The organism is Delftia sp. GW456-R20, assembly GCF_001622915.1.
GTDB lineage: Bacteria > Pseudomonadota > Gammaproteobacteria > Burkholderiales > Burkholderiaceae_C > Comamonas > Comamonas acidovorans.
The window spans coordinates 3,507,292-3,521,493 of sequence record NZ_LWCN01000004.1 but is presented as its reverse complement, the minus strand read 5'-3'; the positions used below and the strand labels follow the sequence as shown (position 1 = coordinate 3,521,493).

At 65.6% G+C, this 14,202-nt stretch carries 14 protein-coding genes; 3 read left to right on the top strand and 11 right to left on the bottom strand.

Annotated elements, in window-relative coordinates:
• Nucleotides 1–76: 76 nt before the first annotated feature.
• The 3 genes from fliD (at nucleotide 77) to A4F85_RS21085 (ending at nucleotide 2,308) form a co-directional block, all read left to right on the top strand.
• Nucleotides 77–1,492 (top strand): flagellar filament capping protein FliD, encoded by a 1,416-nt coding sequence (fliD, locus tag A4F85_RS21095; protein WP_034399134.1) that lies wholly within the window; start codon nucleotides 77–79, stop codon nucleotides 1,490–1,492.
• Between the two features lie 100 nt (nucleotides 1,493–1,592).
• Nucleotides 1,593–2,006, top strand: a complete 414-nt coding sequence (fliS, locus tag A4F85_RS21090) for a flagellar export chaperone FliS (RefSeq protein ID WP_034399135.1) — start codon at nucleotides 1,593–1,595, stop codon at nucleotides 2,004–2,006.
• A 2-nt stretch (nucleotides 2,007–2,008) separates the two neighbouring features.
• On the top strand, nucleotides 2,009–2,308 hold the full coding sequence (locus A4F85_RS21085) for a flagellar protein FliT (protein ID WP_012202553.1): 300 nt from the start codon (nucleotides 2,009–2,011) through the stop codon (nucleotides 2,306–2,308).
• A 146-nt stretch (nucleotides 2,309–2,454) separates the two neighbouring features.
• Here A4F85_RS21085 and A4F85_RS21080 read toward each other — a convergent pair whose 3' ends face one another.
• The 11 genes from A4F85_RS21080 to flgC form a co-directional block, all read right to left on the bottom strand.
• Complete coding sequence (locus A4F85_RS21080) at nucleotides 2,455–3,747, bottom strand: HDOD domain-containing protein (RefSeq protein ID WP_063327634.1); 1,293 nt, start codon at nucleotides 3,745–3,747, stop codon at nucleotides 2,455–2,457.
• A 21-nt stretch (nucleotides 3,748–3,768) separates the two neighbouring features.
• Nucleotides 3,769–5,001, bottom strand: a complete 1,233-nt coding sequence (flgL, locus tag A4F85_RS21075; RefSeq protein ID WP_063327633.1) for a flagellar hook-associated protein FlgL — start codon at nucleotides 4,999–5,001, stop codon at nucleotides 3,769–3,771.
• Nucleotides 5,002–5,024: 23 nt separating this feature from the next.
• Nucleotides 5,025–6,989 (bottom strand): flagellar hook-associated protein FlgK, encoded by a 1,965-nt coding sequence (flgK, locus tag A4F85_RS21070; RefSeq protein WP_063327632.1) that lies wholly within the window; start codon nucleotides 6,987–6,989, stop codon nucleotides 5,025–5,027.
• 14 nt (nucleotides 6,990–7,003) lie between these two features.
• The gene (gene flgJ, locus A4F85_RS21065; protein ID WP_034398047.1) at nucleotides 7,004–7,966 is read right to left on the bottom strand and encodes a flagellar assembly peptidoglycan hydrolase FlgJ; all 963 of its coding nucleotides are present in this window, start codon (nucleotides 7,964–7,966) and stop codon (nucleotides 7,004–7,006) included.
• On the bottom strand, nucleotides 7,963–9,111 hold the full coding sequence (locus tag A4F85_RS21060) for a flagellar basal body P-ring protein FlgI (protein WP_012202558.1): 1,149 nt from the start codon (nucleotides 9,109–9,111) through the stop codon (nucleotides 7,963–7,965). The genes flgJ and A4F85_RS21060 overlap by 4 nt, the downstream gene beginning before the upstream one ends.
• 20 nt (nucleotides 9,112–9,131) lie before the next feature.
• Complete coding sequence (locus A4F85_RS21055; protein WP_063327631.1) at nucleotides 9,132–9,839, bottom strand: flagellar basal body L-ring protein FlgH; 708 nt, start codon at nucleotides 9,837–9,839, stop codon at nucleotides 9,132–9,134.
• Between the two features lie 201 nt (nucleotides 9,840–10,040).
• Nucleotides 10,041–10,823 (bottom strand): flagellar basal-body rod protein FlgG, encoded by a 783-nt coding sequence (gene flgG / locus A4F85_RS21045; RefSeq protein WP_013800362.1) that lies wholly within the window; start codon nucleotides 10,821–10,823, stop codon nucleotides 10,041–10,043.
• A gap of 177 nt (nucleotides 10,824–11,000) precedes the next feature.
• The gene (locus tag A4F85_RS21040; RefSeq protein WP_013800363.1) at nucleotides 11,001–11,741 is read right to left on the bottom strand and encodes a flagellar basal body rod protein FlgF; all 741 of its coding nucleotides are present in this window, start codon (nucleotides 11,739–11,741) and stop codon (nucleotides 11,001–11,003) included.
• A 29-nt stretch (nucleotides 11,742–11,770) separates the two neighbouring features.
• The gene (gene flgE / locus A4F85_RS21035) at nucleotides 11,771–13,045 is read right to left on the bottom strand and encodes a flagellar hook protein FlgE (RefSeq protein ID WP_034398048.1); all 1,275 of its coding nucleotides are present in this window, start codon (nucleotides 13,043–13,045) and stop codon (nucleotides 11,771–11,773) included.
• A gap of 40 nt (nucleotides 13,046–13,085) precedes the next feature.
• A complete protein-coding gene (locus A4F85_RS21030) occupies nucleotides 13,086–13,748 on the bottom strand; it encodes a flagellar hook assembly protein FlgD (RefSeq protein ID WP_012202563.1) in 663 nt (220 codons plus the stop codon).
• 34 nt (nucleotides 13,749–13,782) lie between these two features.
• Nucleotides 13,783–14,187, bottom strand: a complete 405-nt coding sequence (gene flgC / locus A4F85_RS21025; protein ID WP_012202564.1) for a flagellar basal body rod protein FlgC — start codon at nucleotides 14,185–14,187, stop codon at nucleotides 13,783–13,785.
• Nucleotides 14,188–14,202: the final 15 nt, after the last annotated feature.

Here is a 14,202-nt window from a genome sequence, read left to right as displayed (position 1 = left end):
CATTTGGTGTGCGTGTTCGCAAGGACGCGTTCTGCGCTGTGGCGCGGAGGTGTTCTGCACTTAGAAAGGGATGGTCATGGCCACCTTGAGTTCAGCTGGCATCAGCGGCAGCGGCCTGGACGAGACGATGATCGCCAAACTGGTGGCCCTGCAAAAGCAGTCACTGGTTCCGCTTCAGCAAAAAGCGTCTGTCCTGGATTCCAAGATATCCACGTTCGGACAGATCAAGTCCCTGATGTCCACGCTTCAGGACGCGGCCACTTCGCTGGCCAATGCCGATACGTGGCGTTTGACCAATGCTGCCACGACCAATACGGCCGTGGCGGTTTCGGTGACGGACGCCAATGCACTGCCGGGGTCTTCGGTGATCTCGGTGGACAAGCTGGCGCGAAGCCAATCGGTGGCCACCGGCATCATGCCTGCGGCCACGCAGTTCGGCGCGGGCAAGCTCACCATCACCATGGGCTCCTGGAACGCGGACGGAACCCAATTCAGCAATCCTGGAACGCCCCTGGATATCGATATCGCGGCGGGCGCCAAGCTGGAGGACGTGGTCCAGGCCATCAACAGCAAGGGCGCCGGCGTGGTGGCTTCGGTGCTCAAGGACGCCCAGGGCGAACGCCTTGTGCTGCGCTCGCGCAGCACAGGTGCGGATGCGGGCTTCACGGTCGGCTCCAGTGGAGATGCCAGCCTGTCGGCCCTGGCCTTCAATGGCAAGGCCACCACGGGTTCCGTGGCGCAGTACGCCCAGAACGCCGAGATCAATGTCAACGGCATCACGGTGCAATCGACAACCAACGAATTCAAGCAGACCCTGCCTGGACTCAATATCACGGTGACCCAGCAGACCACAGCGCCCGTCACGGTGACGGTGTCTTCGGACACTGAGGGCATGAAGAAGAAGATCCAGGCCTTCATGGATGCCTACAACGCGCTCAACGATGCGCTGGGCAGCTCCACCAAATACGACGCCGAGAGCAAGGTGGCTGGCGTGCTGCAGGGAGATGCCACCACGGTGGGCATGACCAACAGCCTGCGCAGCGTGCTCTCGGGCTCGGTCGTGGGCGGATCCGACACGCTCAAGCGCCTGTCGGACATGGGCATACAGATCCAGAAGGGCGGAAAGCTGGCCTTCGGGACGACGGCCAGTGACAAGACCAAGTTCGAGGCAGCTCTGAAGGACCCTGAGTCCATGAGCAAGATGTTCGCCTCGGCTGGCACCGATGGGCAGCCCAATACGCAAGGCCTTGCTGCGCGCATGAAGGACTTCACGAAGAAGGCCCTGGAGTTCGAAGGAACCTTCGACAACAAGAACAAGAGTCTGCAGGCGCTCAAGAAGGACAACGGCAAGTCCCAGGACCGGGTCAATGACCAGGCCGATTTGCTTGAAAAGCGCCTGCGTGCGCAGTATGCGTCCCTGGATGCCAAGATGGGCAGCTATTCCTCGCTGAGCGCTTACATGAACCAGCAAGTGGCACAGTGGAATAAATGATGGCAGGGCGGAGCGGCGGACGTGTTTTCTGTAACCAATGCTCGATGCCTCTACATTTTTGAGCATTGCAGCCGAAGAACAAGACATCAAGGAAACGAACATGTACACATCGCTCAACCGCCGTGCTGCAAGTGCCTACGCCCAGGTCGGCGTCCAGTCCTCCGTGGACGGCGCATCGCCCCACCAGCTGATCCAGCTGCTGTTCGACGCGCTTGAAAAATCGCTGAACGCGGCCAAGGGAGCCCTGCAGCGTGGCGACATCGGTGAGAAGGGAGTGCAGATCGGAAAGGCCGTTCGCATTCTGGAAGAAGGCCTGAAGGCCTCCGTCAATCCCGATGAAGGTGGCGAACTGGCCCAGAACCTGATTTCCGTCTACGACTACAGCATTACCCAGCTGACGCTGGCCAATCTGCGCAACGACGCGGCGCTGCTGCAAAGCGCGCAGGATGTGCTGGCTCCGATTGCCCATGGTTGGCGCGACATCGCCAACACGCCAGCCGTTGCCGGGACCTAGAAATGGAGCTGACATTGATTGACTTTTACCGTGCCATAGAAGACAGCAGCGCCAAGATGCTGCAGGCCGCACAGAACAAGGATTGGGAGGGGGTGACGCGCTACGAGGGCACCTGTGCCGTGCTGATCGAGCAGCTGCGGCTCAAGTCGCATGACGAGCCGCTGGCGCCCGATCAGCGCAAGGAGAAGGCCCGCATCATGCAGCGCATCCTGCGCAACGATGCCCAGATCCGCACGCTGGCCGAGCCCTGGCTGGCACAGTTCGAGCACATGTTCGACGGCCAGCCCCACGCCATGCATTGAGCAGGGCAGATCGGCAGGAGCTGCATCCGCAGCCTTCCTGCCGGCCAAAAAAAGCCGCCTGATGTTCAGGCGGTTTTTTTATGGGCGGAATCTGCGGATGCCAGGGGCGGCTGAGGCTTCCCCCCCCCCCGGCCGCTGTGGACTGATCAGGCCGCAGGCGGGGGCTGCACCTGCAGTTCGCTGAGCATGCGCAGCAGGATGCGGTTCACGTCCTCGATCTCGAAGGCGTGCTCTTCGCGCAGCTGGCGAATCGGTGCGGGATCGTCGGACTCCAGCGCAATGGCCATGAGCAGGGCCGGCGCGTAGGGGCCGGTGCGCGTTACGGCGGCGTCGAAGACGCGCTCGGACACGGGAATGCGGCGCAGCGCGGTGGGCAGGGGCTCGCCCAGCAGCTGGTCCAGCTGCGAGAGCAGGCCCAGCAGATAGACCTCGCGCTGCAGGTCGTGGCTGATGCCGGCCTCGATCAGTCGCTCGGTCAGGCTGGCGCGCAGCCGGATGGCGGTGCGCACGGGCACCAGGCTGGGCTCGGTGCAGGCGTGGGGCAGCTGGTCGGACAGCCAGCGCTGCAGCGTGCCGTATCCCAGCATCACCAGGCCGCGGCGCAGCGAGTCCACATTGCCCCGCAGGCCCAGGGCTGCGGAGTTGGTGTAGAGCATGAAGCGATAGGCCAGGATGGGGTCCTCGCCCAGGATCTGCTCGAAGGCCTCGATCGATTGCTCGGCATCGACGGCGCGCATCAGTGCGAGCACGGTGTCGCGGCTGGGCAGGGCGGCGTGATGGCGCTGGGCATGCAGCGTATCGGCCACGGGCCAGCCGGCGATGGCGCCCGCATGGAAGCTGTCCAGGCACAGATCGGTCAGGGCCAGGCTGTCCAGCCCCTCGTACATCTGGCCGCCCAGCAGTTGCAGGGGCGGCAGGGTGGGTGTGGGCCTGGCGGCCTGCTTCAGGGCCTGCAGCTTGGTCGGTGCCTGGGCTGCCTGCGCGGCCTGTTGCAGCGCAAGCGCTGTCTGGTTTTGCATGCCCGAAGCGCCTTCGGGCGGCAGGTGCAGCAGGCTGCTGGCAAACCAGTGGGCGGCCTGGGCGTCGGGCACATCGGACAGCGGCCCGCGCCACACCAGCATCAGGCCGCGCGCATGGGCCTGGCGCACCAGGTCGTAGATGGCTGAGTCCTGCAGCCAGTCGCCGCGCACCTCGATCCAGGGGCTGCCCTTGGAGGCGTTTTCCAGCAGGTCGCACAGCACCTGGCGCGACTGGGGCGACAGAAGTACCGGCGGCGACTGCGTGCCCCAGGTCTCGCGCAGTATGCGCAGCAGGTGGGCCACGTCGGCCTGGACGCCGGGTTCCTCGTGAAGATAAAGCTGAACGCCCGCCAGACGGCGGGCCTGGTTCCAGAGCGGCCTATAGCCGAGGGTCAGAGAGCTCAGGACGGACTGGACCATGGATGCATGCGCGGGTGGCTATCAGTTGATGAAGTTGAACAGTGACAGTTTCTGGATCGAGGCATAGGACTGCAAGGCAGCCTGCATGCCCACCTTCTGCATGTCCACATCGGAGAGGGCCTTGATCATATCGATGTCTTCGGCCCGCGAACGCGCCGCTTCCTGCTGGTCCGCCTGGTTCTTCATGTCGTCTTCAAGGCGGTCGGCGCGGTTGAGCTGGTCGCCGGCGAAGCTGCGCATGGCCTGGACACGGCTCATGCCGGCATCGAGTTCATTGAGGCCGCGTGCCAGCCCTTGCTGCAGGCCGCCAGGGTCCGTGCCGCCGTTCTTGACTGCGGAAATCACGCCGTCGAGCACACTGAACAGGTCGGTGCGCTGGCTGGGCGCCAGCTTGAAGGTGTCGCCGGTGGCCGGGTTGCCCGAAATGCCGACGGACATGCCGTCCACGGTGAGTTTGCCGTCGGCGGGGAAGGCCGTACCGGCGGGAACCTTGTTGGTTGTGGTGCCCCCGGGGGCGGGCAGGGGGTTGAAGGCGTCGATGCTATAGGTGACGGCGTTGGTGACCGGGTCCTTGACGAAGGCAATGGTGTAGGTGTCACTGGTCAGTTGACTGGGATCCGTTACGGTACCCAGGCTCGCGTAGGCGGAACTGCCGGCCACCGACTGGCGCGAGACGGAAAACACGCCGTTGCCCGTAGGCACGTTCATCCAGGTCGAGAACCCGTCCAGCGCGATCGGCAGCCCGTTCTCGCCGCCTGTGCTCTGGCCTGCCTGCAGCTGGGAGCTCGCGCCAGGCGTGGCGCTGGTCAGGGGGTCTTCCTTGCTGCCCAGTCCCCGGAAGAGAGGCATGCCATTGGAGTCCTTGGCATTGGCGTAGCTCAGGACCTGGTCGCGCAGGCTTTGGAGTTCCTGCACCAGCGCATCACGGGCCTTTTGGTCATAGGAGCCGTTGCCTGCCGCCAGGATCTTGTCGCGGAAGTCCTTGAGCGCGTCCTGGGCCGTGCCCAGCTTGGATTCGCCCTGGGCCATCACATCGCGCTGCAGGCCCAGCACGCGCTGGTCGTTTTCCGAGCGGGAGATGCGCGTGAGTGCGCGTTCGGCCTGTGCGGCGGCCACGGGGTCGTCGCTGGCGCGCACCACGCGCTTGCCGGAGGTGGTCTTTTCCATCAGGTCCACCAGACTCGTGTTGCGCGAGTTCAGGTTGTTGATGGTGCTTTCGTACATGTTGGCCGTGCCAATGCGGGAGATGCTCATGGTGGAATGCTCCTGTCCTGTGATCAGCGGCCCACGGTCTGCAGAACGCTGTCGAAAATGCTTTGCGCGACCTGCAGCATCTTGGCCGAGGCCTGGTAGGACTGCTGGTACTGCAGCAGCTTGGCGGCCTCTTCGTCGAGGTTCACGCCCGAGACGGCCGTGCGGTCCGCCTCCAGGTTCTTGGCAATGGTCTCGGACAGCTTGGCCGCGTACTGCGCGCTCTGCGTGCGCGTTCCGACCTGGGCCATGGCGGTGGAAAAACCGTCGCTCAGCGTGGTCGAGCCATCGAAGAGCTTGCTGTCGCGCAGCGCCAGGAAGGAGCTGGCATTGCCCGCATCGCGCTGATAGGCCGTGCCGTATTGCGGGTCGGTGGCCTTGCCCAGCGTGACCTTGTCGCTGGTGGTTCCGTTGATGGCGGGCGTGCCGGTGATCTTGACCTGCAGGCCCGGTGCCAGCTGGATCGGCTGGCCGGAGGTGTAGAGGCCGGTGGCGGGAATGCCGCCTGCGGGTGCCGGGGTGATGGTGTATTCCAGCTGACCGGTGGCGTTCTTGCTGAACGACACCTCGGCGCCGGCAAAGCCCGCCAGGTTGAAGCCGGCACTGACCTGGATGCCGCCCATTTGCAGGGTCGCATCGCCCAGCGATTTGATGCTGGCCGCCACGGGGTTGGCCACGGCCAGGTCATTGGGCGAGTGCACGGCGGCCTGGATGTCGTGGGCGCCCGCCGCCATGGGGCGGAACAGCACGGTGTTGCCTGACACGCCTTCGGCCTTGAGGTCGAAGCGCAGGCCGTCGATCTCCTTGGAGCTCAGGTCGGTCATGTCGGTGAAGTCCGTGACCTTGCCGTCCGACAGGCGGATGACCTTGCCTGCTGGCGCCGTGCTGCCGAAGACGATCTGGTAGTCGGATGCCTTGAGCTGGCTGGAGTCGACCACCGTGGTCGTCGGCGTGGTGGCGCCTGTCCACTGCGCACCCGTGGTCGAGCCGTTGCTGACCATGGACAGCTTGAACAGATTGCTGCCGCTTTGTCCCGACAGCGTCAGGCCCAGGTTGTTTTGCTCGTTCAGCGAGTCGCCAATGGCCAGTGCCATGCGGCCCAGCAGGTTGCGGCCCTCGGTCAGGTCGCTGCCCTGGAACTGCAGCAGGCCGGCGATCTCGCCGCCACCCAGCATGGAGGGCGTCAGTTCCACGTTCTGGCCGCCGGGCTGCTGGAAGTACAGGGCCATCTTGCCGCTGCCCGGGAACTCGGTGGCTTCCTTGAGCGTGAGCTGGGCGGAATTGGGGCCCAGCACCAGCGGCTGGCTGCCGCCCACGAACAGGCTGATGCTGCCGTCGTCCGCAGGGATCTGGCTGGTCTGCACGTATTTGTTGATGTTGCGCACCAGTTGGTCGCGCTGGTCCAGCAGGTCGTTGGGCGTCTGGCCCGAGGCGATGGAGCGGCTGATCTGCGCATTGAGCGTGGCCACCTGGCCGGCCAGGCTGTTGACCACGGTCACATCGTTGCCCATCTGCTGCTTGGCGCTGTAGTCCAGCTCGTCCAGCTGCGCCGATGCCGAGCGAAAGCGCGCCGCCAGCTCGTTCATGCGCGTGAGCACCACCTGGCGCGCCGACGGGTCGGTGGGCGCACCGGCCACGTCGCCGAACGAATTCATCATGTCGGTGATCGCCGCGCCCAGGCCAGTCTTGCCGCCGCCGAACACTTCCTGCATCTGCGCCAGCGAGGTGGCACGCGCCGAGTCGGCCGCCGACACGGCGCTGGCCGTGGCTGCCTGGCGGTTGAGCAGGTCATTGAAGTTGCGCAGGATGGTGTTCACATCCACGCCATTGCCGATGTAGCCGCTGCCCATGTTCTGGCCAGGCGAGGTCTGGAAGGCCACGCTCTGGCGCGAATATCCGGCCGTGTTGACGTTGGCGATGTTGTGGCCTGTGGTCTGCAGGGCGATCTGGTTCGCCATCAGGGCGCGGGACCCGACGTTCAAAAGGCTCATGACGTGTTCTCTGGTTAGGCTTGGGCACGTGCCGCGCTCTGCACGGCGCTCTGGATGGCGCGGCTGAGCTTGCTGGCGTATTCGGGATCGGTGGCGTAGCCGGCTTTCTGCAGCTCGGTCGCATAGGCCAGGGCCGAGTCGGTCTTGCCCATGGCTTTCTCGTAGCGCGGATTGCTGGTGATCAGGCGCGCGTAGTCGCGGAAGGACTCCTCGTAGGAGTCGTAGGCGCGGAACTTGGCCGTGACCTTGCGCGCCACGCCGTCGATGTATTCGGTGGTCGTGACCTCGGCGACCTTGCCCGTCCAGCCCTTGCCGGCCTTGATGCCGAACAGGTTGTGGGCATTGCTGCCATTGGCATTCTTGATTTCGCTCTTGCCCCAGCCGGTCTCGTGTCCGGCCTGGCCCAGCATGAAGGCGGCCGGAATGCCGCTTTCCTGCGCCACGCGTGCAGCGGCGTCGCCATGGTGGGCGACGAAGTTGTCACGGCCCTTGGGCGCGGGCGCGTAGGCGTTGACGGACTGGGCCGCGCTGCTGCGGCTGCCGCTCCAGGCCGCTGTGGTGCCATTGGCGCTGCCGGCCGTGCTGCGCCAGGCGATGCGGCTCATGCTCAGTGTGGAGGGCACGGAGATCTCGGCATCCTCGGCGGCTTCCGAGCCCATGGTGCGGGCCAGCTGGCGCGTGATGGCATCCGACAGGCCGCCGGGCTGGCCCGACATGGCCACCGACAGCTGCTGGTCCAGCATGTCGGTGCTCAGATTGCCCTGTGCGCTGTCGAGCAGGCCGGACTTCATGGTGGCCTCGCGCATGCTCTTGATCATCTCGCGCATGAACAGCGATTCCAGCTGCTTGGCGGTTTCCTTCGCGGCCTGCGGACTGTTTTCGCCGGCCGCGAATTTGAGTGCGTTGAGGGACCGGGCGTCGGCCGCCAGCGCATTGCTGGCCGCAGTCTGCGATCCGTTGGGAAGTGCGATGCTCATATCACCTCCAGTTCGGCGTTGAGGGCGCCTGCTGCCTTGATGGCCTGCAGGATGGCCAGCAGGTCCTGGGGCGTGGCGCCCAGCGTGTTGAGTGCGCGCACCACGTCGGTCAGTTGCGGGGAGCCGGGCATGTTGATGATGTTGCCGGGCTCCTGCTTGATCTGGATGTCGGACTTCTGGGCCACCACGGTCTGGCCCTGCGAGAAGGCGCCGGGCTGGCTGATCACCGGCGTGGTGCTGATGGTGATGGCCAGGTTGCCATGCGCGATGGCGCAGGGGCCCAGGGTCACGGCCTGGTTGAGCACGATGGAGCCCGTGCGTGCATTGATCACGACCTTGGCCGAGGGCTTGGAGGTCTCGATCGGCATCTCCTGGATCTCGGCGATCATGCGCACGCGCGATCCCGGGTCCTGGGGCGCGGACACGCGCACGGTGCGCCCGTCCAGCGCCTGTGCGACGCCCTGGCCCATGCGCTGGTTGATGGCGCGCACCACCTTGTCGGCGGTCTGGAAATCGGTGGCGTTCAGGCCCAGCGTGATGCTGTCGCCTTCATTGATCGGTGTGGGTACGGCGCGCTCGACCTGGGCGCCCTGCGGCACGCGGCCTGCGCTCAGGTGGTTGATCTGTACCTTGGAGCCGCCAGCCGAGGCGCCGGCGCCGCCGACCACGAGGTTGCCCTGGGCCAGCGCATAGATCTCGCCATCGGCGCCGCGCAGCGGCGTGGCCACCAGGGTGCCGCCCTTGAGCGACTTGGCATTGCCCACGGAGGAGACCACCACGTCGATGGCCTGGCCCGGCTGGGCAAAGGCCGGCAGTTCGGCGGTGACGATCACGGCTGCCACGTTCTTGAGCTGCAGCTGGCCCGAATTGCCTGTGGCGGGCAGCGAGATGCCCATCTGCTCCAGGTAGTTGGCCAGGGCCTGCTTGGTGTAGGGCATCTGGGTGGTCTGGTCGCCCGTGCCGTCGAGGCCGACCACCAGACCGTAGCCGGTCAACTGGTTGCTGCGCACGCCCTGGATGGCAGCGACCTCTTTGATGCGTGTTGCATGCGCCGGCAGGGTCAGCATGCTGGCGCCGAGGGCGGCTGCAACCCAGAAGGGGCGCTGCGCTTGGCGCAATGTCAGGAGCATGGACAGTACTTTCATGCTGTCCATTCTCCGGAGAATCAGAACGGCATAACGTTCAAAAAGAACCGGGACAACCAGCCAATTGACTGCGCTTCCCCGGCCTGTCCGCGGCTGCGCGATTCCACGCGCACATTGGCCACCTGGGTCGATGCGACCAGGCTGCCGGGCTGCATCGTGCGCGGGTCCACCGTGCCCGTGAAGCGCAGCACATCCACGTTGTGGTTCACGCCGATCTGCTTTTCTCCGGCGATCACCAGATGGCCGTTGGGCAGCACATCGACCACCGTCGTGCTGATGGCGCCCGTGAACGTGTTGTCGCTCGACGTCGAGCCCGAGCCCGTGTAGTCGTTGTTGTTGTTGAAACCGATGTTCGAGCGGTCCTTGAGATTGGCCAGCGCATTGCCCGAGAACAGCGGCAGCGCAGAAATCCCCGCCGTGGTCTTGTTGGACCGCTTGAGGCCCGAATCCGACTTCTGGCTGGCCGTCACGCGCTCCACGATCTGCACCGTCACCATGTCCCCCACCAGGCGCGCGCGCCGGTTCTCGAAACCGGGGCGGTAGCTGGCGGCATTGAACAGGCTGCCCGTAGGGCTGCCCGCCACGGGCGCGGCCGGCATCAGCACCGGAGGCGCAGTGGACGGCATGTCCACGGGCGGCGGGTCATTAAGCGTCGTGCAGCCCGACAGGACTGCCGCCAGCGCCAGGCATGTGCCCGTCGCGGAAAGGGAGAAGATTCGTTGGGTCATGGCGATGTTCCCGGTGTTTCAGTGATCCATGCTTCGCATGAACCTGGCGAGCCATAGGCATGTGGCGCGACCCCGGAGACCGGCGCGGCCCAGGTCAGGGACGCCGAGCAAGGGCCGCCCCGCAGCGAGGGCGTCGTCCCCCTCCCTCGCGAAGCGAGTAGAGAGGGGGAAGCGGCGAAGCCGCTCAGGGGGAGAGATCAATTACAGCTGCGCCAGCTTGGCCAGCATCTGGTCCGAAGTCGTGATGGCCTTGGAATTCATTTCATAGGCGCGCTGGGTCTGGATCATGGTCACCAGCTCCTGCACCACGTTCACGTTCGAGCCTTCCAGGTAGCCCTGCTTGATCATGCCCATGCCGTTGACGCCGGGCTGGCCCTGCTGGGGCTGGCCCGAGGAAGCGGTCTCGGTGAACAGGTTCTGACCACGCGGCTCCAGGCCGGCCGGATTGATGAACTGGCTCATCGCGATATTGCCCACCTGCTGGGGCGCGGCCTGTCCGGCCATGGTCACGCTGACCACGCCCTCGGGGCTGATCGACACCTTGGTCGCGCCCTGGGGAATGGTCACGCCGTTGGCGATGGGCATGCCGCTGGCCGTCACCAGCTGGCCCTGCGCATCGACCTGGAAGGAGCCGTCACGGGTATAGGCCGTGGTGCCGTCGGGCATGTTGACCTGGAAGAAGCCGTTGCCGTCGATGGCCACGTCCAGCGCATTGTTGGACTGCTGCAGGGCGCCCTGCAGGAAATTGCGCGAGGTGGCCACCGTGCGCACACCCAGGCCCAGGTGCAGGCCCGTGGGCAACTGGTTCTGCTCGGTCGTCTGCGAGCCGGACTGGCGCAGGTTCTGGTAGATCAAATCCTCGAACACCGCGCTGGCGCGCTTGTAGCCCGTGGTCGAGACGTTAGCCAGGTTATGGGAAATCACGTCCAGCTGGGTCTGCTGGGCTTCCATGCCGGTCTTGGAGATGAACAGTGAATTGATCATGGCGTTTTCCTTCAGTTTTCCGTGGCGACTTGCGCCGTCTCAGCGTTTGAATCCTTGGCACATCGCGCGGGACTGGCACGATCCAGGCCAGGGACGCCTAGCAAGGGCCGCCCTGCAGCGAGGGCGTCGTCCCCCTTCCAGGGGGAAGCGGCGCAGCCGCTCAGGGGGTGATCTGTCTCAGCCGTTCATGCTCAAGAGTTGGCTGGCCGTCTTGTCATTGGTTTCTGCCGTCTGCAGCAGGCGCATCTGGGTCTCGAACTGGCGGGCCGCGGCAATCATGCCGACCATGGTCTCCACCGAGTTCACGTTCGAGCCTTCGATGGCGCCGGACAGCAGGCGTGCGTTCTCGTCGTTGGGCAGCGGATCGCCGTCGCCCGTGCGGAACAGGCCGTCATTGCCGCGCACCAGCGCGGCGTCCTCGGGCGGCGTGGCCAGCTTGACGCGGCCCACGGCCACGGGCAGCTGGTTGCCGGTCTTGGCGGTCAGCGTGCCGTCCGAGCCCAGCGTGATCGTGGACTCGGGGGGAATGTCGATGGGGCCGCCGCCGTCGGACAGCACGGCCTGGCCGTTGCTGTTGACCAGCTGGCCCTCGGGGGAAACCTCGAACACGCCGTTGCGCGTGTAGGCCTCCTGTCCATCCAGGCCCTGGACGGCGAACCAGGCGCGGCCCATGGCCATGGCGTCCAGTGCGCGGCCCGTGCGCTGGGTGGGTCCGGGCGTGTCCACGTAGCCGGAGGTCGCCTCCAGCGCGAACACGCGCGTGCCCGCACCGCTGCCCTGCAGGGGCACGGAGCGGAAGGTGGACATTTCGGCCCGGAAGCCGTTGGTGCCGGCATTGGCCAGGTTGTGGGCCAGCACGGACTGACGCTGCGCCGCTGCGTTGGCGCCCGTCATGGAGGTGTAGATGATGCGGTCCATGCCGGCTCTCCTGACTCAGTTCTTGGCTATCAGCGCAGGTTCACCAGGGTCGAGAAGACCTGGTCCTGGGTCTTGATGGTCTGGGCATTGGCCTGGTAGGCACGCTGCGCGGTCATCATGTTCACCAGCTCGGCGGTCAGGTCCACGTTGGAGTCTTCCAGCGCGCCCGAGCGCAGCGAGCCGAAGGTGCCCGACTCGGCCGTGCCGTTCAGCGCCGGGCCCGAATCCGAGGTCTCCACCCACTTGTTGTCGCCCACGGCGCCCAGGCCCTGGGTGTTGGTGAAGGCGGCCAGGGCCAGCTGGCCCTCGGTGCGCGTCACGCCGTTGGAGTAGGTGGCCACGATGGAGCCATCGTTGCCGACATTGATGCCGGTGAGCGCGCCTGCGGTGTAGCCGTCCTGCTTGAGGCTGCTGACCGCGAACTTGGAGCCGAACTGCGAGACGTTGGAGAAGTCCAGCGTCACGCCCGCCGTGCCGTTGATGGTGCCGGGCGTGGGCGCGTTGGGGTTGCTGCTCTTGATCTGCACGCCAGTCACAGGGCTGCCGCTGGTGATCTTGCCGGAGGCATCGAACACCAGGGTGGTCAGCAAGGTGGCGACCTTCGGGGGCGATGCCGTCGGATCGTCCAGGCCGTCGTAGACCTTCCAGGTGTTGGAGGCTGCGTCCTTCTCGAAGTACATCTGCACCGGCGTGGGCACGCCCTGGCTGTCATAGACGTTGATCGAGGTGCCATAGGTGGCGCGCGGCGTGGCGGGCACGGGCGGCGTGGCGGTGGAGTTGCCGGCTGCGGGCGTGGCGCGCGCATCGAGGTTCAGCGACACGTCGATCTTGGTCGTGGTCTTGGCAGCGATCGGCTGGCCCGAAGGAAAGACCATGGGAACTGGCTGGCCGCCGGCCAGCACCTTGCCCGTGGTGGCGTCCACGGGGTAGCCCATGACGTTGTCGCCCTGCACGGTCTTGAGGTTGCCTTGCTTGTCCAGGCCGAAGTTGCCGGCGCGCGTATAGGCCGTGCTGCCGTCGGGCTGGCGCACGACGAAGAAGCCGTTGCCGTTGATGGCCACGTCCAGGTTGTTGCCCGTGGTGGTGATCGGGCCCTGGCGGAACTGCTGGGTCACGGCGGCCACATTGACGCCGATGCCGCTGTTCTGGCCGCTGGCCGAACCCACGGCGCTGGCCACGGCCTCGGCGAACTCGGCGCGCGAGGACTTGAAGCCCGTGGTGTTGGCGTTGGCGATGTTGTGGCCGATCACGTCCAGGTTCTTGCTGGCGGCGTTCAGACCCGAGAGGCCTTGTTGGAATCCCATGGTGTGCTCCTGCGATGTATTTGGGTGGATGGTGCGGGGGTCAGTACACGGCCTTGACGGAGGCGTAGGCGACGTTGGTGCCGTCGTCCAGCTCCAGCGTCAGCTTGCCGTCGGTGGTGCCTGTGGCGAGCACCGCATGGGGCGACAGCGTGGTCGAGGCCACGACCGTGTCGGCATTCGTGGCCTGCACCGTGTAGCGCAGCTGGCTGGCGTCGCCCGTGTACTTGCTGCCGTCCCAGGTGAAGTAGTTGCGGCCAGCGGTGCCGCTGCCCAGCTCGACGGTGTCCACCAGCTCGCCGCTGGCGGTGGTGATCTGCACCTTCACGTCGGCGGCCGGGCCTTCGAGGTCGAAGGCAGCCGTATAGGACTTTTCCTTGCCCACGCCCAGGGTGTTGCCTTCGGTCAGCACGGTGCGGCCGATCATCTGCGTGCCCTGCAGCACCTGCATGGCGGTGAACTGGCCGGCCATGCTTTCCATGGTCTTGTTCAGCTGCTGGATGCCGGTGACGGTGTTGATCTGCGCCATCTGCGAGGTCATCTGCGCGTTGTCCATGGGATTCATGGGGTCCTGGTTGTTCAACTGCGCGACCAGCAGCTTCAGGAAACGGTCCTGCGCCGCCGCGGGGTCGGTGGTCGAATTGCTCGTGGCGGACTTGTTGTTGATGTCGGCCGTGCTGGCGACGCTGCCTGCGCCATAGATCATGGGAGTGGCTCCTGGAAAGTGGTGCGGACGGGGCTCACTGGCCCATCTGCAGGGTTTTGAGCAGCAGCGACTTGGTCGTGTTCATGACCTCGACGTTGTTCTGGTAGGAGCGCGAGGCCGAGATCATGTTGACCATCTCGTCCACGGCGCTGACGTTGGAGTGCGTCACATAGCCTTCGGCATCGGCCAGCGGGTGCTGGGGGTCGTGGATGCGGCGGCCGGGCGTGTTGTCCTGGCTGATGGCGCTGACGCGCACGCCAGAGGAGCCTTCCTCGCCCATGGCTACGGTCTGGAAGACCACCTGGCGCGCCTGGTAGGCCTTGCCGTCGGGGCCGGCCACGGCATCGACGTTGGCCAGATTCGAGGCCACGACGTTCAGGCGCTGCGATTGGGCGCTGACGGCACTGCCGGAGATGCTGAAGATGGAGAACATGGACATGGGAAAGCTCCTGTG

Excerpts from the sequence above, each read along its gene's own strand:
- A4F85_RS21085 (WP_012202553.1), top strand. The coding sequence starts at position 2,009 with ATGGAGCTGACATTGATTGACTTTTACCGTGCCATAGAAGACAGCAGC.
- flgL (WP_063327633.1), bottom strand. The coding sequence starts at position 5,001 with ATGAGCATCTCCCGCATTGGCACGGCCAACATGTACGAAAGCACCATC.
- fliD (WP_034399134.1), top strand. The coding sequence starts at position 77 with ATGGCCACCTTGAGTTCAGCTGGCATCAGCGGCAGCGGCCTGGACGAG.
- flgG (WP_013800362.1), bottom strand. The coding sequence starts at position 10,823 with ATGATCAATTCACTGTTCATCTCCAAGACCGGCATGGAAGCCCAGCAG.
- flgE (WP_034398048.1), bottom strand. The coding sequence starts at position 13,045 with ATGGGATTCCAACAAGGCCTCTCGGGTCTGAACGCCGCCAGCAAGAAC.
- flgK (WP_063327632.1), bottom strand. The coding sequence starts at position 6,989 with ATGAGCCTTTTGAACGTCGGGTCCCGCGCCCTGATGGCGAACCAGATC.
- A4F85_RS21040 (WP_013800363.1), bottom strand. The coding sequence starts at position 11,741 with ATGGACCGCATCATCTACACCTCCATGACGGGCGCCAACGCAGCGGCG.
- flgJ (WP_034398047.1), bottom strand. The coding sequence starts at position 7,966 with ATGAGCATCGCACTTCCCAACGGATCGCAGACTGCGGCCAGCAATGCG.
- fliS (WP_034399135.1), top strand. The coding sequence starts at position 1,593 with ATGTACACATCGCTCAACCGCCGTGCTGCAAGTGCCTACGCCCAGGTC.
- A4F85_RS21030 (WP_012202563.1), bottom strand. The coding sequence starts at position 13,748 with ATGATCTATGGCGCAGGCAGCGTCGCCAGCACGGCCGACATCAACAAC.
- A4F85_RS21060 (WP_012202558.1), bottom strand. The coding sequence starts at position 9,111 with ATGAAAGTACTGTCCATGCTCCTGACATTGCGCCAAGCGCAGCGCCCC.
- A4F85_RS21055 (WP_063327631.1), bottom strand. The coding sequence starts at position 9,839 with ATGACCCAACGAATCTTCTCCCTTTCCGCGACGGGCACATGCCTGGCG.
- flgC (WP_012202564.1), bottom strand. The coding sequence starts at position 14,187 with ATGTCCATGTTCTCCATCTTCAGCATCTCCGGCAGTGCCGTCAGCGCC.
- A4F85_RS21080 (WP_063327634.1), bottom strand. The coding sequence starts at position 3,747 with ATGGTCCAGTCCGTCCTGAGCTCTCTGACCCTCGGCTATAGGCCGCTC.